Here is a 26,061-nt window from a genome sequence, read left to right on the forward strand (position 1 = left end):
ATAATCATTGCCATTATGATTACTGCTAATGTAACATCGTGTCAACAGTATTGCTAAATTAGTTTATTTTTATGAAACAAAAATCACCTACTGTTGTTTTTGTTACTTTTTTTAACTTAATTGATCGGATAACGGGCTTTACATGATAAACAGTGAAGATTGGCAAAAGATAAACACTTCTCTATGCGCAAAAATTATTTCAGAGCTTCACTACGAGGAGCGACTTTATCCCACTGATAAAGGGGATTACTGGCAATTAAATACCCCACACAGAAACTGGGAGTTTAAAGCCAAAGTGACGGTTTGGGGAATGCTTGAGATTGAGCCCTACTCCATGACGTGCTCCGACAATCTGGCACCGCAAGCGTGCCAATTATTATTGGATACACAAGAGATGCTAAAAATCTCTGACATTAACCTTGCAAACCTTTTAGAAGAGATTCAGCAAACGCTATATAGCGATACAGTTCGGCTATCTAAGCTCCAAGGAGTGACAGCTTCAGATCTAGTCACTATGGATGAAACAGAGCGCCAACGTTATATTGATGCACACCCTAAAGCTATTGCAAACAAAGGCCGACTAGGTTGGGGAGAAGCATCGCTAAAAAACTACTCTCCTGAGTCAGGAAGCTCCTTTCAGCTTCATTGGTTAGCCATTGATAAGTCATACTGCAAGTCAGGGATCAGTGAAGAGATTAATTACCTTCAAATACTCAATAATGTTTTAGGGGAGTCTGAAGTGCGCTCTCTAACCAGTAAATTAGGAGAAGACTCCGATAAGTATTGGTTGGTCGCGGTTCATCCATGGCAGTATCAACGTTTTTTAACCGGACAATATGCAAGTCTGTTTGCAAATAAAACCATTGTAGACCTTGGTGAGCTAGGATCTGCTTGGTATGCACAGCAGTCAATTCGAACATTAAGCTCAGCATCGCAAGAGGTAAGGTTTGATGCAAAAACTGCACTCAGTATTTTAAATACATCTTGCTATCGTGGGATCCCTGGAAAGTTTATCGTTCAAGGACCAAAGTTATCAGCTTGGCTAAAACAACTAGCCAATGAGGACTCGACATTAAGAGCTTGCGGCTTGCATGTTCAGCAAGAAATTGCTGGTTTCTACTGCCCGCACCCTTACCAATCTCAGATAGAGCAAGGTCCTTATCGATATCAAGAGATGCTAGGGTGTATTTGGCGAGAACGTGCCGAGCACGTATTAAGCGTAAACCAACGACCGATAACAATGGCGGCGCTAATGCAAACCGATTTACATGGAGATCCGCTCATTGGCGCTTTGATAAAAAAATCGACTATTGATATCGAACCTTGGCTAGAAAAGTTGTTTTTCCATGTTGTCATACCTGTTTATCATCTAATGTGCCAATACGGAGTTGGACTTGTGGCGCATGGTCAAAACATTACTCTTGTGTTAGAGAATCACCAACCTGTCGGTTGCATTATCAAAGACTTTCACGGCGATCTAAGAATTGTTGATCAAGACTTTGCAGAACTAGACTCTCTCCCTGCTGAGATAAGAGACGCACTAACTCGGCTCCCTGCAAACTACTTGATTCATGATCTATTGACTGGTCATTTTGTCACGGTACTGCGATTTATTTCGCCTAAAATTGCCGCTTTGGGACTAAGCGAAATACAATTTTATCGATTACTTAAACAGGTCATTAACACTTATCAAGCACAGCACCCTCAACTGTCAGATAGATTCACGCAATTTAACCTGCTTACGCCCGATATCGATAAAGTTTGCATCAATCGCGTTCGTTTTAAAATTGGTTACGGTGACAGTGACGAGCGACCTCTACCAGAAATAGGAAAGCCAATCAAAAATCCATTAATGCAGTAACTTCCCAACTCTTTAGCATTAAAAATCAGCCACGTTTACACAAATAGAATCGAGATTAACCTAGAGAGCTGAAAAGGAAACCATCAACACTAGTTAAGTATTGATGGTTTCCTTTTCAAACCACTTACATCATTAAAGTTGCAGTGGAGCGATGAAATCTAAGAGTAAGTTAAAATAAAGTTGGTACACCAAGGTAGGTAATGACTAGGCGGTTTTGATATTCATTCTTGTAACTCCAGCGTGAAATATCATAGATGGCTTGCTGATAACGCCCTTGGATAAACAGGGTATCGCCCTCTTCTAGATGCATCACGCCATTGACCGCTGCAATACCTGGGATCGCGCAACCAAAATTAGGAATTTCAGCAAAAGTAACTGGGCCTAGTGAAGCATTACCGCCTGGTGGGGTTGCATTTGGAATAGAGATCCCGATACGCAACAGGTAACGACTACCGCATTTGAGCTGCGCATAACGAGCATCAACATTATATAAACCTGTTGCTGGCGCGGTAAATATATGTGAATTGGTATCAAACGAAGTATTAAAATTGATAGTAGCCGTATTGTATTCAACCACTTTTATCTTGCCATTATTGGCTTCAGTTAGTTCACTACCTGATATGTGAGCATCCACCACCACTTGGTGATTCGGGATCCAAGTTGCCTGTGCTGACGAGGCAACAAATAATGCCAAACCAGCAGTAAAAAGTGCCACAAGTACATTTAGTTTTTTCATTTATTATTATTCCCCATTACCAGTTCATTATTTCGAACGTGGTTAATTTTATAGGTGGTTAAGTCAGATAACATAATATTTAAGCGTCAATATTCTGACACAAACAGAAATGTTTGTGAACAATAATCACACAAAGAAAACAAGGAAAAGGCCAAACCCGTTAACAAATCAGCATTACAAAACTCTAATTATCACTGTAAAACATAGGCTTATAATGTGGCTATTACTGTGTGATAAATTTGCTAAATTCATAGTAAATTAACAATACTTTATACAATTAACATAAAAAGTGGATCAAGCCAGAGTGTCTTCTAGCAAATTTGATTCAAGGTCAATGGGTGAATCATGCTTATTCCCTTATGAGTTTATCAACACAGAATTTGGCAGCTAAAATTCACCTTATCAGGCGAATTTAGCATAGGAGAGGCAATGATTTCCATATCGACAAGTAACAACATAAGTAATTGATAGTTTGTAAATTTAATATTTTTTAATAATGAATATTAGGATTTTAATAAGCTTTAATTGGACTCATCCAGTTACTCCCCGTATTTACTAGTAGTGAGATAACACAACAAGGAAGAGAAACCATGTCGAGTCAATTGTTACCACAGTTTAAAGCACCTATTCTAGCCCAACCTTTCTCAGCGATTGTCAAAGCATCTGTCGCTGTATGTATGTTAAGTAGTAGTGTCACCTATGCCAGCGAACAGATAATGTTCGATGATTTTAATTACATAAATTTAGCGCAAGCAGAAGAGAATGGCTGGATGGCCCGCACAGAAACAGGTCACCCGGGGATAAAGGGAGCAACTTGGTGGTCAGAGGGAGTTAGCTTTCACCCCGACCCATTAAATTATAGTAATCAAGTAATGCGAATAAGCTCCAAAACAGATGGTACTCCAGCAAACACTCGTCAAACTCAAGTGTGCCATAAGCGAAAATACCATGAGGGAACCTATGCAGCTCGAGTATATTTTAATGATAAACCCCAATATGGGCCCGATGGTGATGGTATTGTTGAAACCTTCTACGCTATTAGCCCATTAGCATCACCACTGGATCCTGCTTACAGTGAGATGGATTTTGAGTATCTTGCTAATGGAGGTTGGGGTGAAGGTGACCATGCTCTCTTTGCCACCTCCTGGGAAACTTTTCAACTTAAACCTTGGACCCCAGTCAACGCCTATGATGCGACGCGCAATAGCTTGCAAGGCTGGAACACTTTAGTGCTGCAAGTGAGTGACAATAAGCTGCGCTACTTCATCAACGGTGAACTCTTTGCAGAGCATGGCAGTGAGGTCTATCCCGAGGTTGCCATGTCGATAAACTTTAACCTTTGGTTTATTCCTGAACAAACAGTGCAACACCCTGAAATGCGCCAATACTTTCAAGATATTGATTGGGTCTACTTTTCAAAAGACACGGTACTTAATACTCAGCAGGTAACAAAAAAAGTTGCAGTATTACGTGAAAATAAGGTGGCACAAAGAGACACAGTACCGGATTGGTCACCGAAACATGAAGATTACTGTAGCTTGTAATACTAATCAGTATAGAAGAGCTCTTTTAGCGATTAATTGACAGTATAGACAGGTTTATGCTCAAACCAAGCATTGACCCGTGTAATGAGATGGGGGTTGTCATTGTGCTCTGCAACCTCCATCGCTTGGCGGGCCCAACGTTTAGCCAATAATTCATTGTGCTGTCTACGGGCAAGCTCTGCCTTAGCCAGTAAAACCCAGATCTGATTAGCCGGAGCATCATTTGTCTCAGCAATATTCAATGCATGAGCAAGGTACCTTTGGCTTTCATCCTCCTCTTTCTGCTCAGCTGCAACCTTGGCAAGTTCAATAAGAGCGGCTGTTTGTCCATAGCTGCCATGAAACTCTTGATGGTACTCTAATGCCAAGTTAAGTAATCGACTTGCTTCGCTGTAGCGACCTTGTAAGCGTTTGATCTTTCCAAGCTCCTCATAGGAGTAAGCAATAAACAGCTTATCGACGACTTTACGAGCCAGTTGCTGAGCTTGATTAATATGCTGCTCTGCACTTAGCAACTCTTGCTCTCTATCGGAACTCACTGGCCAATTAATTTTTAAGTACCCTACCATCAAATAGGCCCGCAACGCTTCACGATTATCACTGACCTTTTCCGCTTCAATAATATTTTGCTGTAACAGCGAAAATGCACTGCCTAACTCGTTTGTATTGGCATAACTTGCCGCTAAATAGCGTCTTGCTGCTAATAGTTCAGGCTCAATGTTTAACGCTGTCATCAAGAGAGGGATCGCACTGGCGTAATCCTGTTTCAGGTAATGCTCAACGCCAGTAACGAAAGCTTCATTACTAAAGTCACTGTGATAATTGACTCTTCTGTTCGGTTGAAACTCGCCATAACGAGTGGCGATCCGCTCAACGAGTTTGTCATAAGCTCCTGTTACTGAACTTGCTAACTCCACTCCCCTTTCAACTCCGTGGGGAAAAAATAGCGTGTAATGTAGTTGAAAATCCTGAGGGAATCCTGTTAATCGAGTCTGTACTATTAATTCAGCCCCCACCTTTTGTCTCAAGGGAACAATCTCCCCTTCACTAAGCATAAGCGTACTGCTCTGTGAAAGTCGCTCAAAGCCATAAAGCAGGTGATCGCTATCGATCACAGTTAATGAACTTTGTTTTGATAATGCTTGAGTGAGATAGTCCATTCCCTGTAGCGGCACCCATTGATGCTGGTTATCAGGCATGGCATTTTCAACAGGTAAAAAGGCAACACTTAAATTAGCTTTATCTAAGAGTTGATAACGCCAAGCCAATATGCAGATAAAAATGATAGAAAAAACAACACTAACCCATGACAGGTATTTCACAACTCTTGATTGTTTAAACAGGAACAGTGAGTTTAAGCGAGTTAACGGCGTAGTGTCAGCAACCCAGCAGTAACCTTGGCGAGGATAAGTTTTGATCACCTCTGCTCCCAGCAGATCACGGATCTCTTTAATTGATTGTACTAATACTTGCTCTTGCACCACCACATCGTGCCAGATCGTATCGAGCAAACTTTGCTTTGTTACCACCTCTTGGTCGTGTTCAATCAGGTAAGCGAGAACCTGTAAGGTCTTAGCTCGAACAGAGTGCTTCACACCTAGTTTAATCACATATCCTAGCTTAAGATCTATCTCTATATCATTGAGTAAATAGCGCATAAAGTTTTTGTTTTAATTATAGTTTTTATAACACCTTTTAACAGTGTGCCGTAATCTCACCTATGAGGCAATAACTAACCAAATCGCTATCCTCCTAAAGTAGGAGGTAAATCCACATAAGCATCAATAGAAGGAGTATTAGCCTCTGTTATAGGCTAGCTAAAGAAGCTCAAAATATAAAAGAGGAACTTTTGATAAAACAATCATTTGGAATAATAAGTGGAACCAGCGGTCTGATTTATACTCTCAGCCTTCCATTACTATTCACTGCAACGGATGCAGCAGCAGACGACTCACACTCACCAGAAGTGATCACCGTTCTCGGTCAAGCCATTGATCATGAAACACTAACTTATCCTGGCGCCCAGCAACATGCGGATATGGAGCAGATTGAGCGAAGCCTAGATACCAACATCGGTCACTTTCTTAGAGACAAGTTTGCAGGCGTCAGTGTTAATGATGTACAAAATAATCCTTTTCAGATGGATCTGCAGTATCGTGGTTTTACCCTTTCACCTCTGCTCGGCTTACCCCAAGGCATGTCGGTCTATGTCAATGGCGTACGCTTTAATGAGCCTTTCGGCGATACCATCAACTGGGAGTTAATCCCACTATCAGCACTCAATCAAGTTAGCCTCTACTCAGGTTCAAACCCGCTTTTTGGACAAAATACCCTAGGCGGTGCCTTAGTACTGGATCTCAAAGATGGCTTTACATTCCAAGGCACTTCGCTAGAGCTCAGAGGTGGGAGCCATGGCATGGATCAACAAACCCTAGAGACTGGTGGCAATAATGGTGAGCTGGGTTATTACGCAACTATCAGTCGTTATCAAGAAGACGGTTGGCGTCAATTTTCCCCCACCGAAGTAACACAGTTTCTTGGCCGGCTCAGTTGGAAAGCCTCCGATAGATCCCGCTGGGATCTACTCACCGCTTTCAGCCAGAGTGATCTTATCGGTAATGGCGCCGTTCCCTTCGACTTAATGGCCTTAGAGGGCAGAGATGCGGTATATACTCACCCTGATAAGACAGAGACTGATCACAGCTTCGCTTCTCTATCGGGTAACCTCAAACTCAACGATAATATGGCCGTTGATCTGAACCTCTACTACCGTAACGGTCAAACCGACTCACTCAACGGAGATGACAGTGACTTTGAGGAGTGTATGTACTTGGGTGAAGAGACCCTTTGTGATGAGGATGATGCGCCAGTTCAATTTCTCAATCAAGACGGTACTGCATACCTAGGAAGTTTAGAGGAGCTAGGCTTAGATGCAGACTCAATCGACGGGCTTAATAACACCTCAAAGACAGATCAACAAGCGATGGGAGCGGCCGCCCAGTTGACAATTGACTCGCAACTCAGCCAGATGAGTGTGCAGTGGCTCTTGGGAGCGGGTATCGATTATGCTGATATTGATTTCCAATCAGATACAGAGTTTGCAGAACTGCTCAATGATACTGCCAGCTCTCCCCGTGCAACCAAGGCCATCGGCTTGTTTGATGCTGACTCGGTGGTCAGGCTCGACAGTAAGCGCCGTCACTATTACGCTTTTATGGCCGCCAGTTTACAGTTACGGGAGGATTTAACCCTAAATTCTGCACTTAGATATGACGCAACCAATGTCCATATGACAGATTTAGCGCCAGGTGATGATGGCAAAACCTTAGATGGCGATCATGATTTCAGTAATCTTAGCCCCTCCGTTGGTATTCACTGGACATCAAGTGCCGAAACTGCACTGTTTGCTTCTTACGGTCGCTCTGGCAGAGCACCTACTCCGGTAGAACTAAGCTGCGCTGACCCTGAAGCCCCCTGTAAACTCCCCAATGGTTTTGTATCCGATCCACCATTAGAGCAGGTGATCACAGATACATTTGAGATAGGTGCAGAGTACAGCAGTAATGGCCTTTCATTGGGACTAACCCTGTTCCATGCCCGAAATCAGGATGACATCATCTTTCAACAGGCATCGGGACTTCCATCAGAGGGCTTCTTCGACAATGTAGGCGATACTCAACGTCAAGGAGGGGAGGTTTTCTATAAACAGCAGTGGCAAGATTGGCAGTTGGCTTTCTCTTACAGCTACCTAGATGCCACCTTCCAGTCTGATTATATCTCGTTCAGCCCCAATAACCCTTTGGGTGGAGATAGGCTGGTCACCTCAGGGGATGCGATACCAGGTCTGCCTAAACATAATGCGAAAGCAGGTCTTGAGTGGTATATCGGCGATCTAACCCTAGGCAGTGATATAAAGTATCAAAGCGGCCAGTTTTATCGGGGCGATGAAGCCAATGAAAATGAGATGATATCGGGTTTTACCTTGGTCGATCTCAATGCGATATATCAGATTAACGATCATATCTCTGTCTATGCCCGCATCGACAATCTGTTTGATACTGAATATGAAACCTTTGGCGCCTACGGTGAGTCCGATGAAGTGCTCGATAATATCTACCCCGGATTTGACGATGCCAGATTCGTAGGGCCCGGCGCCCCAAGAACCTATATCGGTGGGGTTAAGGTTAAGTTTTGATACAGAGACTAATATCATAATCTTCATATTTAAGATGAGTGAGTTAACTCATCACCTACCTCAATACTTAAGTTAATCATTTGGGTAAAAGTCGGGAGAAGTTAACTCCTCCCCACCTTTGCCCTGCCAATTTCTGGTCTTAACTCTTTAAGAATTACATAGTTGTTCTGTGTTCAACACTTTCGAATTATGAATCAACTAACGAAGAGATTAGCACCATGAATATAAAAACTAGAAAATCACCAAAATATATTAAAGCCGCCACAGCATTAGCCGTTTTAACCTGCTTAGGGATCAGCAGTATCGCTCAAGCAGTGCCTTGGTGTCACAGAGGGACGATAGTTCAAATTGCTGACGTCACGTGGAATCAAGCACAGATCATGGCTAACTTTACTGGCAGCATTCCAGGTGGCGTAGCTGACACAGAGGTCTACACCACTTACCACTCAACCAACAATTACGCGAATACATTTGCAGGCGGTGGCGGTGGATTTGGTGGTTTCAGTGTACCTGGCTCAGGTCAAGTGAGGGTTATTCATTACGCCCCTTACACCTTGACCAATATGGTCGGTCCTGGTTACTACTACACCAGCCAAGGGGTTAAATTTAAACTGGATAAATGCTACACCATTCCGCCATTAATGGAGCATAAAGAAGTTGCTAGATTTGAGCCCACTAATCCAGAAACAGGCATTGAAGTGGTTCCCTATGAGAAGTTAGAAGCCATGCAAGAGTATTGGCGTCTGAGTGAAGAACAAGAGAGAAAGTAACCCCATAATAAATAGGCCCTTAGGGGCCTTTTTATCTATCTAGTTATTCTTTACTAATATAAAAATACAAATTTAATGTTAAATTGAGATAATTCTACTTTCCATGATAGGTTTAGCTACATAAGTAAATGTAAACCGTGGTGGAAGATGTTAGATAAACAAAAAGTTCATTGGTTATTGTTGCTACTCTTTTTTGGACATACCAGTATCTTAGCAAGCGATATTGATACTTGTTTTAAATCTAAAGGTGATAAAGTTGAGCAGATAGCCGCATGTGAAAATAGCCTTTCCCCTCTGAAAAAAAATCACTCTGATTATTTAGATCTACAGTTACAACTACTGATCTTGTATACCTCTCAAGGATCATACTCTCTCGCAAATCAAACCGATATGGCGATATCAGCCCTTAACTTAACGAATTACTCTCTTGATAAGCAGTTCAAATATCTGCGACACCGAGGCATATTAAAATATCGACAAGGACTCTATCCTCAAGCTCTATTGATATTTGAACAAGCTTATCAACTGGCAAAAACAGATAAGCAAACTTTATTAGAGGCGAAAGCACTGAGTGATATCGGTACCGCCAATATGGCCATGGCAAATCATAAAGAGGCAATTTCAGCTTTTCATCAAAGTCTACTATTAAAACAGCAACTTGCCTCTCAAAGAAGTATCGCTATCACATTAAATAATCTAGGCTCAGTCTACCTTAAAATGGAGGACTGGCCGCAAGCTGAACGCTATTACTCACAAGCGTTAACTATCTATATCAATGAGGGAAATAAAGCGAGTGAAGCCCACAGTTTAGAGAATATTGCCGTAGTTCAGATGAAGCAGGGGAAATATAAACAGGCATCCCAAGGATTTAAACAATCACTCAATTTCTTTATTGAAATAAAACAAGAGGTCGCTCAACTCAGGTTGCATATTAACTTGGCAGAGCTAAACCTTCTTCAGCAGCAATTAGCAAAAGCCGAAGAGCATCTTGATCTAGCACAAAAAATAGAATCTAAGCTTGGAAATAATGCTTTAACACTTCCACTGCAACTCAACTTAGGAAAACTATTCATTCAACAAGGGCTCTATCAACAAGCGGAATCAATATTAAAAACGGGTTTAGCACTTTCGTTAGAAAACAGAGATAGTCGGATCACAACACGCTTTTATCAGGCATTAATTGATAATGCAGTTAAATTTCTCCGTTGGGAGCAAGCTTTTATTTTTGAAACCAAGTTAAAAGAGCACCAACTTAAAGGGTTTCAGCTTAAATTTGACGAGTCATTAGCTAACACTCGAGTACAATTTGAGTATGAACGCCAACAACAAGCCATAGAGCTACTGGATAAAAAAAGTAAGATAAGTGATCTACTCATTCAAAGTAGAAATACACAGATACTGGTTTTAATATTGTTAATTATCATCATGGCCGCAGCCATGTACGCCCTCTATTATCGACAGAAACAGCATAGAATCGCAGAGCAGAAAAAACTTGAGTCACAGATTAATTGGCACAGGAGAAGAGTAAAGCAGCTAGGGGTATCTCATTCGGCATTAAAAGCGGCATTTGGTCAGCTTCCACAAGCCCTTTTAGTGGTGGGCAATAGTGAAGAGATAGTCTATATCAATCAAAGTGGCTGTGAACTGCTTAAACAAGATGAAGCTCAGCTTGTGGGGCAACGTCTGGAAAACATCTTTCCTCGTACAACATTAAACTTTTGGGAGCAGTGGGACAGTGATTCAGAGCTGGAAAACGCCTTAGTCACCGATGTTAGGCTCAACTCACAAGATCCAGAACAAGTATTGGATATCTGGCTAACTAACATCTCACGAGGCGAACCCATTGCTGTGATCAATATGGTTAAACATGGCGAGTCAACGGCGCAAAAGCCGATAAACTCTCTCCTTACCGAGCAAGACTTTCAACACAAACTTGTAGATCTGATGTTCTACTGCGTTGAATTTTGGGAGACCACCACACAATCAACACGTATTGAACTGGCGGAAAAGAGTGGGATCTGGCGTGTATCAATAGATGATGGCAGATTAAGAACGCGCTCTCTTGACCGCTATCTTTCGGTGCAACAGCTACCTAAAAAACCTAGGTGGAGAGAGGTGCTGAGAACAGCGCACTATGTTATTGCAGAGTGTAAGCTAGATACAGAGCAGGAGAACACCATCAACTTAAAGCTCACTGCGCTCAACCAACATCTGCACACCAAAGCCCTGTTATAGTAGCTGTTGTAGCAGATATAAAAAGCGCCCTGCTCTAAAAGCAGGGCTAATGCCTTAGTCTAGTTACTCTACCCTGTCACTCTTTGACATTGAACGAAAACTACTTGGCAAGTAATTTACGCTCTCGCCTTTCAGTCTCCATATCACAAAGACCGCAGGCAAATTGTACTCCCTGTACAATTGAGTACACCTCATGATGATTTTTATCACTATTCTTTAAGCTTTCAGGCCCATAAAAGATCGGTCGAACCGTTCCTCCATCTCCCTCACGGCTGTCATCTCTTAACTCATACGCGATAGAGTTGCACAGATGATCGGTTGCCGCTCTTGTTAATCCATACTCATCATCAAACTGGCCACAACTTTTAGTGCCTACCTCACTACCAAAACTTGGGCATTCATCTTCAGCAAAGCGCCCAAAACGAGCCAAATGCAAAGGAGTTAATTTAAACTCACCCAGTATTACAACATTTCCATTTTGACACCACTGACCCTCTATAGGCTCTTCGTGGGCTAATACCGCGGCAGGTAACATCATATTTGTGGCAACTAGCAGTGCCATAATACTCTTTTTCATATTTCCATTCCCTTGATAATAAGTCGGTCTTTATTTTGATACCAAGCTAATCCTTTCAGCATTGAAAAGTAATCAAAACAGAGGGTAAAAACAGGGCGAAGTTATCTATAGGTAACAACTTAAACCTGTAAAACAATCGCTTATAAAAAAGCTGAGAGTACTTCACGTGCTCTCAGCCTAACGTAAAACCTCAAATTAATTAGTCTGCGTAATAGAAGTTTCCTCCCCAGATAAAGGGGCTTGAACCATTTGGCGCTGTCGCGATAAAGCAGTTAGCACCATCATAAACACTGTTTGATGGGCAAGATGCCACTCCCGTTGGCGTGGTATAGAAGTTACCTGCATAGATAAAGGCTGTTGTCCCCGCGGGCGCTGATGCAATATAGCAGTTAGCTGAATCATCACTACCAATAGAGCAAGCATTATATTCAGAGTAGAAATTATTGGCGTAGATAAAACCTGTCGCAGGCTTAGTCATCACATAACAGTTAGCACCATCAAAGCTTCCAATTGGGCACACATTACCTGGCAGTGGTGTGGTATAAAAGTTCCCGCCCCACTCGAAAGCCGTTGTTCCGCCTGCAGCTGAAGCGATATAGCAGTTTGCAGAATCATCACTGCCGACTGAGCAAGCATCATATTGATGATAAAAGTTATTGGCGTAGATAAAGCCTGTTGAAGGTTTAGTCATCACGTAGCAGTTTGCGCCGTCGTAACTGCCCAGAGGACAATCTGTAAAGCTTGGCTCAACATAATATTTACCTGACCAGATAAATGCATTATGTCCACTTGGAACGGGAGTTACATAACAATTCTGGCTATCAAACCAAGGGGTAATAACACTGCCATCATGGGCAATCACAGGATCGGTACAGGGCTGCTTCCAAAAGGCTAATAGATCTGGCGAACCACTACCTATGCTAGAAAGCACTCCAGATGTAGCATCGCCTATCACCTGTGACATGATATCTGCAGGTGTCGCAGCTGGATTTTGAGCTAAAAGAAGCGCCGCAATACCTGTGACATGGGGCGCGGACATTGAGGTGCCGCTGATGGTATTAGTGGCCGTATTCGAGCCTATCCAGGCTGAGGTGATATCAGAACCTGGTGCAAAAATATCCACACAGCTCCCTTTATTGGAAAAAGATGAGCGCTTATCTTGATCAGTGGTAGAGCCTACGGTTATCGCATCATTCACTCTGGCCGGAGAGAAACCACAAGCGTTAGCATTACTGTTTCCCGCTGAAACCACGTAAGTGACCCCTGAGTTAATTGAGGTTTGAACGGCGCTATCTATAGCCGTACTCCCCCCTCCCCCTAAACTCATGTTTGCGACACCTGTTCCACCAGCATTCGCCGTTACCCAGTTCACACCCGCCACTATGGTGGCCGTTGTCGAGCTTCCGGTACAGCCAAATACACGTACTGGGTGGACCGTTGCTCCCTTAGCTAAACCATGGCGCGTTCCTAACGTGGTACCCGCCACATGGGTACCATGACCGATACAATCTGTATTTGGGCTACCACCGACAAAACTCGCTCCTGTGCCCACTCGACCAGAAAAATCAAGATGGGAGGCACGAAGACCTGAGTCAATCACATAAACATCCACGCCGGCACCGTTTTCCTGGTAGGTAAATCGGCTATCTAGGTTAAGTGGTCTCTCGTCGATTCGATCCATCCCCCAAGAAGGTACCGGGTTTTGGATCGTATGAAGATGCACGAGATTATCTCGCTGGATATCGATCACCATAGACTCATTTTCTAAACGGGCTAAGCCCTCTTTATCTATCACGCCTGAGAACCCATGAAATACAGAGTCATAAAGATAATCTAACCTACCGTTGACGCTGCTAGTTAATTCACTGGCAACATTGGCCAACTCTTTAGTATCGATACGCCTATCTAACTGAATTAGATAGCGATTAGGAATTAAAGGTGAGCTAATACAAAAGGTAAATGCGCCCTCAGCAAGCTCAGTCTCCAAACAGGCTTCCCATTGGTATTTTGCCCGCTGAAGTTGCTGGTTAATCTCTGATAGCATCACTCCATCCGCCGTCAGCTCTGACTGGAAACGCCCAATGTCTCTGGCCTCTCCATCATCTAATGCAACGGTCATTTTTGATGGGTGCAGGCGTCCTTCACGCTGAAGCAGTTCCATTACCTCCTCTTGTGATAACGCTTTGCCTGATAACACTCCTCGGTGGGCAGAGCTTTCCCCTAGCCAGTTATCGTCAAGGGAGAGTTTAAACATCTTAAGCTCAGCCTCAGGCCTCTGCTCCTCACTCACCTTGAAGTTAGATGATACCGCTCCTTTGCTTTCATCTGCGAGAGTTGGGTTACTTGCGACCATGGCTAAAGTTGAAGCCAAAAGATAATAAGATTTAAGTTTCATCGTCTGTCATTCCTTTTGTAGTTTGATGAAGGCCAAAGACAAACTCAGGATTGCCTCTGGCCACAAAAGAGATAACAAACTTAGATTTTTTTTACCGCTAACTTCATGGGCAAAATAGGAAATCGCCAGACAATTTCGGGAGAGATAAAAATATAAAAACAATTAATCAATAGCTTACAAAAACTCAAACTAACAGGTACTTTTCGTGCTTGAATCTGTTACAACAGGCGACTTTAGGTATAGCAGCTCATGTAATGAACAGTGACAGGCTTCATACTCCCTATCTTTTTCACAGCTCAAACGTAAAACTAACCAAGGAGTAGGCTTGCGGCAATAGCAAACATGATAAATGCGATCACAAACTCCAATACTTTCCATGAAACAGGCTTCTTAAAGATAGGAATAAGTATCCTAGCGCCATAACCTAGTGAGAAAAAGAACACAAAAGAGCCTGAAACAGCCCCTAGAGTAAACCACTCTTTAGTCCCCTCATATTGGGTGGAGATAGAGCCAAGTAGAACCACAGTATCCAGATAAACATGGGGGTTAAGTCAGGTAAATGCTAAGCAAACAAGTACCGTTTTCAACAAACTTGCCGGCAACTCACCTTCAGCATCTAACTGATGAGAGGTTTTAAAAGCGCTATAGAGACTTTTTAGCCCATAAACCAGCAAAAAAACGGCTCCCGCATAACGAGAGATCACCTCAATCAGCGGAAACTCGCTGACAATAACGCCAAACCCAGCAACCCCAAATGAGATTAATATCGCATCGGATAGCGCACAGATAAAACAGACCGCAAATACATGGTGTTTCTTTAGCCCCTGCTTTAACACAAATGCATTTTGAGCGCCTATGGCTAATATGAGTGACAAACCCAATGTAAAGCCAGCTATGTATGAAGAAAACATCTAAAAACCTTTTTCTTATATGTCAGTGATTCAAGCTACGTGAACTGTTACGTTCAAGGGCAGCCAAACTGGTAACCTAGCCCCCCTTAGTTTGCACTTAGCTTCCACTTAGCCTTTAATCTGATAATCGCCCTTAGTCGACAGCGTCACAGTGATCACCGAATCGGTTTGGTTTTTCCAGTACCAGCCATGGGAGCCGGCAAAAGGCGTGGTCAATGAGCCCTTCATCTTATCCGATGTGGTGATTGAAAAACTCTCAAAGTAACCCGTTTTATCCCCTTTAGGCTCGCCATGAAAATCAAAGTAAAGTGGCTCTCCATCTGTGCTCCACTCATACTCCAAGTGTGTATGTGCGTCCATCAGCAATTTATACTCAAGTCCTTTTCCTGCTGGAATATCGATATTAACCAGATCGCTTCTAACGCCTGGAGTTTGTCGTCTCTGAGCTATTTGCTCCAACGATGGCGCATCAGCCACAGCTTGAAAACCGGTCTCACTAACAGGGAGTGTAGCCTTAGGGTCACTACTGCCACTAACCTTCTCACTCTCAAGCAAACCATTTTGCGACAGTTGAGTAAGCCCTAGTGATTTGCCTAGACCTGTCGGGTCGATATTATACTCGGCAGGCAAAATGGCGATAAGCAGAACAACTGCGGCAATCATAGATGCGGCAATACTGGCTTTAACTAGCGTCGCGGTTGAGTGAACTGGGATCTCAACACTGATCTCATTGCTATTTTTTTGATTTGTCATTATTTTTCCTGATCTTTATCTGAACGTTCACAAAACGTTAGCTAGTAAAATAACCCGTCAATTGAAAGCCGACTAACATCAAGCCGCCACTCATCAACAGGGTATTTGTCGCAGTTGAAAACTGAAAGTAACTTCTATGTCTTCGCCAAAAACTCATCAAAATGAGCACGGCGCCTAAGACTAAGAACTGGCCAATTTCGACGCCTAAATTAAACGCCAAAATATTGGGCACTAGACCATCTTGCGGCAGCTTAAACTCCTGAATTTTTGTCGCTAAGCCAAAACCATGAAACAAGCCAAAAATCATCACCGCAACTTTAGTATTGGGTTGAAAGCCAAATACTCGCTTAAACCCTCCCAAGTTATCAAAGCCTTTATAGACAATTGAAAAGCCGATAATGGCATCGATAAGATAGGGGTTCACCTCAATATCGTTGAGCACGCCAAACAGTAAGGTGATGCTATGACCTAAGGTAAATAGACTCACATAGAGCAAGACATCTTTACCTCTAAAGAGGAAAAAAATCACTCCGACTAAAAACAACAGATGATCGTAACCCGTCACCATGTGCTTGGCGCCAATATAGATAAAGGGCAAGATTGAGATCCCTTCATTAAGGATTAAAAACTGTTTAGTTGCCTCATCCACCCCGTGGGCCGATAACGTAAATGACACTGACAACCCCAATATTGCCAGCAATAATCCCATCAACATCTTTAAGGTGTTAGCCAAAATCTGGCTCATTAGACACACTCCATTCGTTTAATGTATATCAGTAAAACAGAGATAAGCACACCATAGCAGTAAGCCAACAAACCTTTGTTTTACATAACTAACTGTCTAGCTTTAGAACTAGAAAAGAGAATAAAAAGATGAATAGAATGGAGGTGGAAGTGGCGGCGCGTAACCTATGTTTAAATAAGTGAGATCATCATGACTCAAGGTGCCATACAGAAAAAAGCAGCATGTTAATTGAGACTCGACAGGAGGATGAGATGGCATATGTGAATGGTTGGCATGTTCATGGTCACCCACAGCAGACTCCACTTCGCCGTCAAACAGGATAACTGACTCTGTGTATTCGCTCAGGGATGGTCCATGATGATGGCCTTGAGTAGCACTGCTTCCGTGAAGGTGATGATGGCTAACAGCTGGGCCTATGGGATGATAGCTATGTGGATATTGTACCGAAAACGCCTCACCTAACGTTAATACCTGACATAAAAACACCACCAGTAAAATCACCAGTGTCATGTTTGAATGCACTCTCCTCCCTGCCTTCCTGGCGACGCCTATCGAAAGTGGTTCGGTAAATCTTGGTAAGTCAGTTTTAGAGTTTAACAGTGATAGCCTCAATCAATTATTTACATTAGCAAAAGCTGCTAAAGTCATAGCATTTAATCAGATCTACACAAAAAGTCCAGCAAGTCGAAAATGAGTATTACAACCACAGCCAAGTAGATTAAGCACCCAATAACGGTAAGGTTTTAAGCCTGTGATAATTAAGTGCCAAGAGTAAACAGTGGCGTAACTTTTCTTTGGGTAGCGATTTATCAAGAGGTAACACTATTGCCCTATTTCCCTGAAAAATAAACGTATCGGAATATAACTCACGAAATGTATCCACCAACTTAGTATTACAGATAAAGAAAATATGGATCTCATCAGGATCTTTAGCGCTCCAATCCATACGTATGGTACTGCCGTTTTTCACTAGATAACTAGGTTGACCCCATTTTAAGGTCTCCTCTAGCTCCCCCAACCGCTCTTGCTCGAAAATATCGAGTATCCACTGCCGAATTAATAACAAAATGACTTTTACATTTTCTGGATACTGCTGAAACTTATCCTCAACACCCTGCTCCATCTTCTCCCCCATATTTAGGCGTTAACGCCGAACACCAAAATAATACATTAAACCTAAAAGCAGCAACAGATAAGCACAAACAACCAGAGTATTGACAGAGAGCGTTATTTACAACATCTTAATTCCTATCAGTGTCAGATAATAAGCCGACAGCTCGTTCCCTTGCGATCGGACTGGGAGCATATAACTCATCTAAATGAGTAACGAGATTTACTGCAACCCCAACTAGAATAATACCAATATAACGGATCTAAGGGACGTGAAATGACTAGAAAAAGAGTGTGGTACAAAGTTCTTGAGAATAAGAATGAGCTTCTAGAAGGCCGTGTAATGTCAGTCACAGCTGGACATCAAGTCCTCTGTTTAAGCCATTTTGAGGGAAAGTATTCCGCCTTAGATAACCGTTGTCCCCATCAAGGTGGCCCACTGGGTGAAGGCTCGATAGAGAAAGGGTTACTTCGTTGTCCTTGGCATGGTTGGGAGTTTCACCCCTGCTCTGGTATACCGCCAGGCGGTTTTAACGATGGTATTCAAACTTTTGAAGTCAAAGTTGAAGGTGACAACATCCTTGTCGCCATCGAAGAGGAGGAGGAACATCAAGCCACCATCTCAGATGTGATGGTGGAAACCATGGTCAACTGGGGCGTTAACCGAGTATTTGGCATGGTTGGTCACTCAAACCTCGGCATGGCCGATGCTCTCAGGCGTCAAGAGGAGCAAGGTAATCTTAAATTTATTGGCATACGCCATGAAGGTGCCGCCTCATTTGCCGCCTCAGCTTATGGTAAGTTAACTGGAAAACCCGCCGCCTGTTTCGCCATTGCAGGGCCAGGCTCTACCAATATGTTTACAGGACTTTGGGATGCTAAAGTTGACCGAGCGCCCATATTGGCATTAACAGGCCAAGTGGCGACTCAAGTGGTCGGTACGGGTAACTTTCAAGAGGTTGATCTGATTAATGCGTTTAACTCTGTGGCCGAGTTCAACCATAGGGTCGAGCATAAGAGTAAACACAGTGAACTGATGAGCTTGGCTATCAAAACCGCCATCATTAAGCGCGATGTCTCCCACCTCACCTTCCCTGATGAAGTACAAGAGTTACCCCTTGAGAACAATGAGCGCGCACAGACCGATGAGGAGCGGATCACCTCCTTTACCATAGCGCCACCTCAAGAGAGCGTTGATAAAGCGCTCAACATGCTCAATCAATCGGCCAAACCAGCTATTATCGTCGGCCACGGGGCCAGATTTCACATGAAGGAGATCCTCGACTTTGCTGAGAAGTTGAACTGCCCAGTGATGACCACTTTTAAAGCCAAAGGTCAGATCTCAGATAGCCATCCATTAGGTTGTGGTGTATTAGGACGAAGCGGAACACCTATCGCATCATGGTTTATGAATGAAGCCGATCTACTACTGGTTATTGGTGCCTCGTTTTCAAACCACAGCGGGATCACACCTAAAAAGCCCACTATACAGATAGATTTCGATCCTCTTGCGTTAAGCAAGTTCCACAAAATTGATGCTGCTGTCTGGGGTGAGATATCGGTTACAGTGAAAATTCTAGCCGCAAAAATGACCAGTTTCGACAATAAAATTAATCGAATAGAGGATATCAAGAAACGCAGTGATATTTGGGCGGCAGAGAAAGCTAAACGCCTCACCGAAGACCGAGGTAAAGGGATCAGCTCCATATCTGTCTTCGATGCACTATCAAAACTCACACCAGAGAATGCCGTTGTGTGTGTCGATGTAGGTAACAACGCCTATTCACTGGGTCGATATTTTGAAAGTAAGCAACAAACATTTCTGATGTCAGGCTATCTCGGCTCTATCGGCTTCGCCTTTCCTGCAGCCATGGGCGCATGGGCAGCGGTTGGTAGTCAAAGACCCATTATCGCGGTCGCTGGTGACGGCGGTTTCTGTCAATATTTAGCAGAGCTAACTACAGCGGTAAAATACAAAATGCCTATTAAGGCGATTATCTTAAACAACAGTGAACTTGGCAAAATATCCAAGGAGCAGAGAGCCGGAGAGTTCGATGTCTGGGCCACAGATTTAGTTAATCCTAACTTCTCACAATACGCTAACTCCTGTGGCGCTCTGGGCATACGTGTCACAGAAAATGAAGCCCTTGAGGAGGCCATGAAGACTGTGATGTCTCACGACGGTCCTGCACTGCTTGAGATAATCACAGATGTTGGTTTAATCTAATCCGATAGATAGCTCTCAGTGAACCTCTATCTAAAAGGGGTTCACTTCCTCCTCTTACAAGCGATCAACTCTCAATGGCAATTTAAAGCAAGAGTGGCTCATCACACACCAGTGACTTTATGAAGATATATTCACCACTTAAACCAAAACTGGATTAACATCACGTTAGAATGGTTGCAAAAAATGGCGATTACGCCATAGTGAGCCAGCAACTGAATATTATCTCTGGAGACCAAGAGAACATGAGCCAAATTAACCTACTCTTATTGTGCGGCGGTGGTGGAGACGAGCATGCGATTTCGCTTATGTCTGCAGACTTCCTCGAAACCTCATTGGCTAAAGAGCCTGAGATAAATCTATTAAGAGTAGAACTGGACGGTCAGGGACACTACCGAACCCAAGATGGCAGAAGCTGTGAGCTCACCAACCGCAAAGAGATCCGTTTTGCTGCTGAGGAGCAAGCGCCCTGGCCCGTCGATTATGTGATCCCCTGTATTCACGGCTTCCCTGGTGAAACTGGTGATATTCAATCTTATTTCGACTTAATCAAACTACCCTTCTTTGGTTGTGACTCTGAATCAAGTAGTAACTGCTTCAATAAGGTGACAGCAAAGATGTGGTTCAGTGCCCTTGGAGTGCCGAATACTCCCTACATCTTCCTCAATGAGTTGAATCAAGAGTCTATCGCACAAACTAAACAAGCACTGGAAAACTGGGGCTCAATCTTTATTAAGGCTGCATCACAGGGTTCATCTGTTGGTTGTTACCGAGTCGACAGCCAAGATGAACTTGTCTCAAGTTTAGAGCAAGCATTCAGCTTCTCTCCCTATGTTATTGTTGAAAAAACCATTAACGCCCGAGAGCTCGAAGTCGCAGCTTATGAGTTAAATGGTGAGATAGTGGCAACCAAACCTGGTGAGATCATCTGCGCTAGTAACACCTTCTACAGTTTCGATGAGAAATACGCTGCTAACAGCAAAGCTGAAACTAAAGTAGAGGCGGATGTCAGTGAAGAGGTAGCCCAGCAGATCCAGGCCTATGCCATTAAAGTGTTTAAAGGGATGAAGTTGAGCCATCTTTCACGTATAGACTTCTTTTTAACAGAAGATAATGAAATTTTACTCAATGAGATCAATACCTTTCCTGGGCTAACGCCTATCTCAATGTTCCCTAAGATGCTGCAAAATCATGGTGATGACTTTACCCATTACCTCTACTCGAACATAAAGTCACAGCTCGTATCAGCGTAGAGCTAGATAAGAAAAGCCAGAGTTCCTCTGGCTTTACCCACTAAATTGACAGGATCACACTGGCAATAGCCGCGCTCATTAGGTTTGCAAAGACCCCAGCCGCAATAGCTCTAAAGCCATGTTTAGCAATAAACTCTCGACGCTCAGGCACGATGCTACCGAGACCACCAATCAGTACGGCCATTGTGCCGATATTCGCAAAACCACAAAGTGCAAAGGTGATCACAGCTTTAGAGTGAGCACTTAATTGATCTTCAATACTCATCAAATTAATAAACGCGACAAACTCATTCACAACAATTTTCTGACCAATCAAAGAGCCCGCAGTAATAGCCTCACTCCGTGGGATCCCTAATAGCCATGCCATAGGTGAAAGCATATAGCCTAAAATAAGCTCAAAACTCAGCTCATAACCAAACCAAGCACCAACAGAACCTAACATGCCATTAAGCAGTGCTATTACACTGACAAATGCCAATAGAGTCGCACCAATGGCAACGGCAATACGCAGGCCTGACATAGCGCCATCAGCTAACGCCTCAATGACATTTGTTGCTCTAGGCAGTTCAACAGAGGTGATCTCATCGGCTTGATGGCTATCTTTAGAAGGTGGCATCAAGATTTTGGCCATCAGAAGTCCTGCTGGCGCGGACATGAAAGCGGCAGCGATAAGGTAGCTCAATTCAACCCCAAGGGATGCATAACCCACTAAGGTTCCACCAGCAACTGATGCTAAGCCACAACACATAACGGCAAAGAACTGTGAATCACTCATTCCTTTGAGGTATGGTTTAATCACTAATGGCGCTTCCACCATGCCAACAAAGATATTCGCCGTGGCGGATAGTGACTCAGCGCGGCCAGTCCCTAGCAGACGTTGAAGTCCACCACCAATAAAATTGATCACCATCGGCATGAAACCGATATGGTAAAGCGCCGAGATCATGGCTGAGAAAAAGATAATAATTCCCAATACATTAATGGCAAAAACAAAACCTAACTTACCACTGGCAAGATCGCCAAATAGGAAGTTGATCCCCACATTACCATACTCAATCACACCCGATACCACTCCTGTTACCGCTTCAAGAGCTGATTTGCCCGCAGGGATATAGAGGACTAACAGCGCAAAGAATATCTGTAAACCTAAGGCTAAAAACACTGTGCGGTAGGGAATGCTCTTTCTGTCTACGGACAGCAACCAAGCGAAAAGTAAAATACTAACAATACCTAATAAGGCGGTCATAACGGGCCTATTTCTATCAAACAAAGGGAGAAGCCGCGCATTGTAGGCAGAAAAGGTTGAAGCGCAAGTTGGGTTAGTTAAGGAGTTGTGAGATATAACGATTAAAACATAAACAGTGAAATAAGCTGTTGTTAAATTAGCGATTTAATCATAAGAGATAAAGATTATTTCCCCTTGGAAATAATCTTTTATTATCAGGAAAAAATCACTCCCCCGTTAACGGTGTTTTAGCCAAGGCTTTAAGTCGCGGTCCCAATAAGCGGGTTGACCAAAATGGCTACGAAGAAACTCTATAATGACTCTGAACTTAGCAGGAAGGTGTTTACGTTTAGGGTAAACCGCATAAACAGGCAATTTCTGCTCAGTCTGCCACTTTGGCAATAGTGGGATCAATTTCCCCTGCTGAAATTCGTCGGTAAGCAGATAAGTAGCAAGATGCCCTATTCCATGACCAGAGATCACTCTGTCCCGAACCGCTTCGGAGAGATCGATACGAAAATTACCATTGACCTGCACATCAACGACCTCATCTCCCTGAGTAAACGTCCAGTTATCATAGCTGCGGCTCTTACTATGGTAGATAACACAGTTATGCTCAACCAGATCTTGCGGATGCTCAGGAACGCCATGACTCAGCAGATATTCTGGGGATGCGACTAATACAAAACCAGTATGCGCGAGTCGCTGGGCAACATAGCCATCATGGATCTTCTCCTGATTAGTTATCCAGATATCTAAGGATTCCTTCACCATATCGGTTGCATGATCAAACAGAGTTAACTCAAATATGAGTTCAGGATACTCTTGCTGAAGCAGTTCCAGCGCAGGAATAATATGCAAGGTACCAAAAGATTGTGGTAAACCGAGTTTAACAGTGCCGGAAATATCGTCTCTGGCATCGAGCATATTGGCACCAGCATCATGCATCAGATCGAACATCTGCTCACAATACAGAGCGAAGCGTTTGCCAGCATCGGTAAAGGTTAAGGTTCGCGTGGTTCGCTGCACAAGCTGCAAGTTAAGCTCAGCTTCGAGCGCACCAAGCTGCTTACTCACATAGGAGGTTGATGTGTTTAACTGCTTAGCGGCTAAGGTAAAGCTGCCTGTCATCACCAGCGTATGGAAAACAATCATTTGACTGGCACGATGTTGTATCACAGAGATGGACTCCCAGCATAAAAAAACCATTCTACCACCTAGCTTAGCCATCAATAATGTGATCTCCTAAATTAGATCACATTATTGCTAAAAAGAGTTAAATCAACAGCCATTGTGCAGGACTCTTGCTATCAAACCCGCAGCACCTTACTATCAGCAGCAAAAGAGAGGCCCCTTGGTGGCTGAGTTTAATTTAAGGAGCCTTATACCTTGAAAAACTTTGATTTTAACTTGCTTACTGTACTCGAAGTTCTGCTTGAAGAGAAAAGTGTCACCTCAGCAGCGGCGCGTTTGCACTTAAGCCAGTCAGCCGTCAGTAAACAGCTAGCCAGATTACGAGACACCTTCGATGATAAGCTGTTTGAACGTACATCACATGGATTAAGGCCCACACCTAAAGCATTAGCATTGGCCCCAGAGTTGCGTCAGGTACTCAATCAAGTCTCCCAACTTACCCGTCCCAGTGATTTTGAACCTGAGCTGAGTCAGAGAAAGTTCCGTATCCATATGGTAGAGACCGCTTACTCGCTCACTTATCCCTATTTTATGCCGGAGCTACTGCAGCAAGCCCCAAAAATTAAATTAGATAGCCAAACCTGGCACCATAACAGTATGGAGATGCTACTGCGTTGTGAGGTCGATTTAGGGATTGCATGCCGAGAATGGGATAATCGATCGCTAATGCATATCAAGAATATACCCGATGAGTTGGAGTATGTTGAGCTACTTCGAGATCACCCAATCTGCTTAGTGAGTAATCATCACCCACTGCTCAAGGAGCCATGGAACTTAGACACATTTTTAAAATATCGCCACCTGCAGGTCACCTTTGGCGGCATCGAACACTGGCTTTTGGATGATGTACTGAAGTTATCTCATCTTGACCGTGATATCGCAGTGAATATGAGTGACTTTACTAGTGCAATGCAGCTGTGTGAGCAGAGTGAATTGCTTCTGTGCTGTCCGGCAAAATATGCATCTCAGATGAGCCAGAATTACGCCCTCACCACATTAACCGTACCAACAGATCTAATCCCAGGTGCTTACGTACTATTTTGGCATAAACACTTTAACTTCGATCTTAGTCATTCCTGGTTAAGGGAGTTGATAGCTACTCGCACAATTGCCTATCATCAGGCCAATCTATTGAGTTAGCCCATTAAGTTAATCTATTGAGTTAACCCATTAAAAAAGCCAACAGCATGCTGTTGGCTTTTTAGTCTGTGATACCGAGCAACTGTTTTAGAAGCCAGGTACACCTTTCATGTCAGGAAGGTGATGTGCAATCCCCTTGTGACAATCGATACAGGTCTTTTCACCACTTGCCAGCGATGTTGAGTGCATCTTAGCTGCACGGCTCGACTGACGAGTAAAGTCCATGTAGTCGAAGTTATGACAATTTCGGCACTCAAGGGAGTCATTGGCTTTCAATCGTGCCCACTCATGTTCAGCGAGCTCTCGACGCTTAGCCTCAAACTTATCACGGGTATTAATGGTACCAAATATCTTACCCCACACCTCTTTCGATGCTTGCATCTTACGAGCAATCTTATCGGTCCAGTTATGTGGTACGTGACAATCTGGGCAAGTCGCTCTTACACCACTTCGGTTAGTGAAATGGATAGTTGTTTTGAGCTCCTCATAAACATTATTTTCCATCTCATGACAACCGATACAGAAAGCTTCTTGGTTGGTCACTTCAAGGGCGGTGTTAAATCCCCCCCAGAAGATCACACCAGCGACGAAGCCACCTAAGGTCAGAAATCCTAAGCTGTAATGCACACTTGGCTTTCTGAGCACCGTCCAACCCGTTTTCAGGATAGAGAGTAGTTTAGCTATCATATCTGCTCCTAGTGCTTAGCTTTCTTAGTAGAGTCAGCTTCAATCAAATGATCCATATCAACAAAGTCATTTTCAACCAACAACTTAGCTTCAAGCTGCGGGACGTGACACTGGGTACAGAAATAACGGCGTGGTGACAAGGTCGCCAAGAAGTTATTCTCTCTGTCCATATAGTGAGTCACACTCACCATAGGCGCTTGAGAATCTGTGGTTTGTTTACGATCATGACATGCCATGCACTTGTTTACCTTCAGATCCACTTGGTAACCATCAATTTTATGAGGGATCACCGGTGGCTGCATCGGGTAGTTTCTTGACTGTTTAACGTCAGTATTGCTCACCTTCTGCATTGCAGGCGGTGTAGGTTCAACATCCAAGGGAGCTTCACGAAGCGTCGCGATCTTCACATCAGAGACAGCATCGGCTGCCGCCGCAGAGCCTGTGAAGATAGCAAATGAGCAACTCATTAAAGCGGCGATAGAGACTAATTTTACTGTTTTCATGGT

At 43.4% G+C, this 26,061-nt stretch carries 20 protein-coding genes and 1 pseudogene; 8 read left to right on the top strand and 13 right to left on the bottom strand.

Annotated features, from left to right (window positions below):
- Positions 1-142 precede the first annotated feature (142 nt).
- On the top strand, positions 143-1,861 hold the full coding sequence (locus tag SWOO_RS13695; protein WP_012325274.1) for an IucA/IucC family protein: 1,719 nt from the start codon (positions 143-145) through the stop codon (positions 1,859-1,861).
- Positions 1,862-2,030: 169 nt separating this feature from the next.
- On the opposite strand, the gene SWOO_RS13700 is transcribed toward SWOO_RS13695, so the two are convergent.
- Positions 2,031-2,597: a hypothetical protein gene (locus SWOO_RS13700; RefSeq protein ID WP_012325275.1), complete on the bottom strand. Its 567-nt coding sequence runs from the start codon at positions 2,595-2,597 to the stop codon at positions 2,031-2,033.
- A 590-nt stretch (positions 2,598-3,187) separates the two neighbouring features.
- On the opposite strand from SWOO_RS13700, the gene SWOO_RS13705 reads away from it, so the two are divergent.
- Positions 3,188-4,141 carry a glycoside hydrolase family 16 protein gene (locus SWOO_RS13705; RefSeq protein ID WP_012325276.1) on the top strand — a complete coding sequence of 318 codons (954 nt, stop codon included), beginning with the start codon at positions 3,188-3,190 and terminating at the stop codon, positions 4,139-4,141.
- Positions 4,142-4,173: 32 nt separating this feature from the next.
- Here the strand turns inward: SWOO_RS13705 and SWOO_RS13710 are convergent, their stop codons facing one another.
- On the bottom strand, positions 4,174-5,799 hold the full coding sequence (locus tag SWOO_RS13710; RefSeq protein ID WP_012325277.1) for a winged helix-turn-helix domain-containing protein: 1,626 nt from the start codon (positions 5,797-5,799) through the stop codon (positions 4,174-4,176).
- Positions 5,800-5,990: 191 nt separating this feature from the next.
- Here SWOO_RS13710 and SWOO_RS13715 point away from each other — a divergent pair, with 191 nt between their 5' ends.
- The 3 genes from SWOO_RS13715 (at position 5,991) to SWOO_RS13725 (ending at position 11,341) form a co-directional block, all read left to right on the top strand.
- Positions 5,991-8,336, top strand: coding sequence for a TonB-dependent receptor (locus tag SWOO_RS13715; RefSeq protein WP_012325278.1), 2,346 nt, complete (start codon positions 5,991-5,993; stop codon positions 8,334-8,336).
- A 218-nt stretch (positions 8,337-8,554) separates the two neighbouring features.
- The gene (locus SWOO_RS13720; RefSeq protein WP_012325279.1) at positions 8,555-9,106 is read left to right on the top strand and encodes a hypothetical protein; all 552 of its coding nucleotides are present in this window, start codon (positions 8,555-8,557) and stop codon (positions 9,104-9,106) included.
- A gap of 147 nt (positions 9,107-9,253) precedes the next feature.
- A complete protein-coding gene (locus tag SWOO_RS13725; protein WP_012325280.1) occupies positions 9,254-11,341 on the top strand; it encodes a tetratricopeptide repeat protein in 2,088 nt (695 codons plus the stop codon).
- A gap of 100 nt (positions 11,342-11,441) precedes the next feature.
- On the opposite strand, the gene SWOO_RS13730 is transcribed toward SWOO_RS13725, so the two are convergent.
- The 7 genes and pseudogenes from SWOO_RS13730 to SWOO_RS13765 form a co-directional block, all read right to left on the bottom strand.
- A complete protein-coding gene (locus tag SWOO_RS13730; protein WP_012325281.1) occupies positions 11,442-11,918 on the bottom strand; it encodes a hypothetical protein in 477 nt (158 codons plus the stop codon).
- 199 nt (positions 11,919-12,117) lie between these two features.
- A complete protein-coding gene (locus SWOO_RS25550; RefSeq protein ID WP_012325282.1) occupies positions 12,118-14,313 on the bottom strand; it encodes a S8 family peptidase in 2,196 nt (731 codons plus the stop codon).
- Positions 14,314-14,621: 308 nt separating this feature from the next.
- A pseudogene (locus SWOO_RS13740) lies at positions 14,622-15,224 on the bottom strand (LysE/ArgO family amino acid transporter).
- A gap of 108 nt (positions 15,225-15,332) precedes the next feature.
- Complete coding sequence (locus tag SWOO_RS13745) at positions 15,333-15,977, bottom strand: hypothetical protein (RefSeq protein ID WP_012325285.1); 645 nt, start codon at positions 15,975-15,977, stop codon at positions 15,333-15,335.
- A gap of 37 nt (positions 15,978-16,014) precedes the next feature.
- Positions 16,015-16,722, bottom strand: coding sequence for a HupE/UreJ family protein (locus SWOO_RS13750; protein WP_012325286.1), 708 nt, complete (start codon positions 16,720-16,722; stop codon positions 16,015-16,017).
- Positions 16,723-16,830: 108 nt separating this feature from the next.
- A complete protein-coding gene (locus tag SWOO_RS13755; RefSeq protein WP_012325287.1) occupies positions 16,831-17,244 on the bottom strand; it encodes a hypothetical protein in 414 nt (137 codons plus the stop codon).
- 196 nt (positions 17,245-17,440) lie between these two features.
- A complete protein-coding gene (locus SWOO_RS13765) occupies positions 17,441-17,845 on the bottom strand; it encodes a DUF1801 domain-containing protein (protein WP_012325288.1) in 405 nt (134 codons plus the stop codon).
- A 264-nt stretch (positions 17,846-18,109) separates the two neighbouring features.
- Here SWOO_RS13765 and SWOO_RS13770 point away from each other — a divergent pair, with 264 nt between their 5' ends.
- Together SWOO_RS13770 and SWOO_RS13775 are read left to right on the top strand one after the other, a co-directional pair.
- Positions 18,110-20,059, top strand: coding sequence for a thiamine pyrophosphate-dependent enzyme (locus SWOO_RS13770; RefSeq protein ID WP_012325289.1), 1,950 nt, complete (start codon positions 18,110-18,112; stop codon positions 20,057-20,059).
- A gap of 242 nt (positions 20,060-20,301) precedes the next feature.
- On the top strand, positions 20,302-21,309 hold the full coding sequence (locus SWOO_RS13775; RefSeq protein ID WP_041418165.1) for a D-alanine--D-alanine ligase: 1,008 nt from the start codon (positions 20,302-20,304) through the stop codon (positions 21,307-21,309).
- A 40-nt stretch (positions 21,310-21,349) separates the two neighbouring features.
- On the opposite strand, the gene SWOO_RS13780 is transcribed toward SWOO_RS13775, so the two are convergent.
- Both SWOO_RS13780 and SWOO_RS13785 read right to left on the bottom strand, forming a co-directional pair.
- Complete coding sequence (locus SWOO_RS13780; protein WP_012325291.1) at positions 21,350-22,555, bottom strand: NupC/NupG family nucleoside CNT transporter; 1,206 nt, start codon at positions 22,553-22,555, stop codon at positions 21,350-21,352.
- A 216-nt stretch (positions 22,556-22,771) separates the two neighbouring features.
- Entirely contained in the window at positions 22,772-23,713 is a 942-nt protein-coding gene (locus tag SWOO_RS13785) for a LysR family transcriptional regulator (RefSeq protein WP_041418166.1), read from the bottom strand.
- A 210-nt stretch (positions 23,714-23,923) separates the two neighbouring features.
- On the opposite strand from SWOO_RS13785, the gene SWOO_RS13790 reads away from it, so the two are divergent.
- Positions 23,924-24,868 (top strand): LysR family transcriptional regulator, encoded by a 945-nt coding sequence (locus SWOO_RS13790; RefSeq protein WP_012325293.1) that lies wholly within the window; start codon positions 23,924-23,926, stop codon positions 24,866-24,868.
- 87 nt (positions 24,869-24,955) lie between these two features.
- Here the strand turns inward: SWOO_RS13790 and SWOO_RS13795 are convergent, their stop codons facing one another.
- Both SWOO_RS13795 and SWOO_RS13800 read right to left on the bottom strand, forming a co-directional pair.
- Positions 24,956-25,555, bottom strand: a complete 600-nt coding sequence (locus SWOO_RS13795; RefSeq protein WP_012325294.1) for a cytochrome c3 family protein — start codon at positions 25,553-25,555, stop codon at positions 24,956-24,958.
- A gap of 8 nt (positions 25,556-25,563) precedes the next feature.
- Positions 25,564-26,058 (bottom strand): nitrate reductase cytochrome c-type subunit, encoded by a 495-nt coding sequence (locus SWOO_RS13800; RefSeq protein ID WP_012325295.1) that lies wholly within the window; start codon positions 26,056-26,058, stop codon positions 25,564-25,566.
- Between the last annotated feature and the right edge of the window lie 3 nt (positions 26,059-26,061).

Origin of the sequence: Shewanella woodyi ATCC 51908 (genome assembly GCF_000019525.1) — a bacterium.
Classification (GTDB): Bacteria; Pseudomonadota; Gammaproteobacteria; order Enterobacterales; family Shewanellaceae; genus Shewanella; species Shewanella woodyi.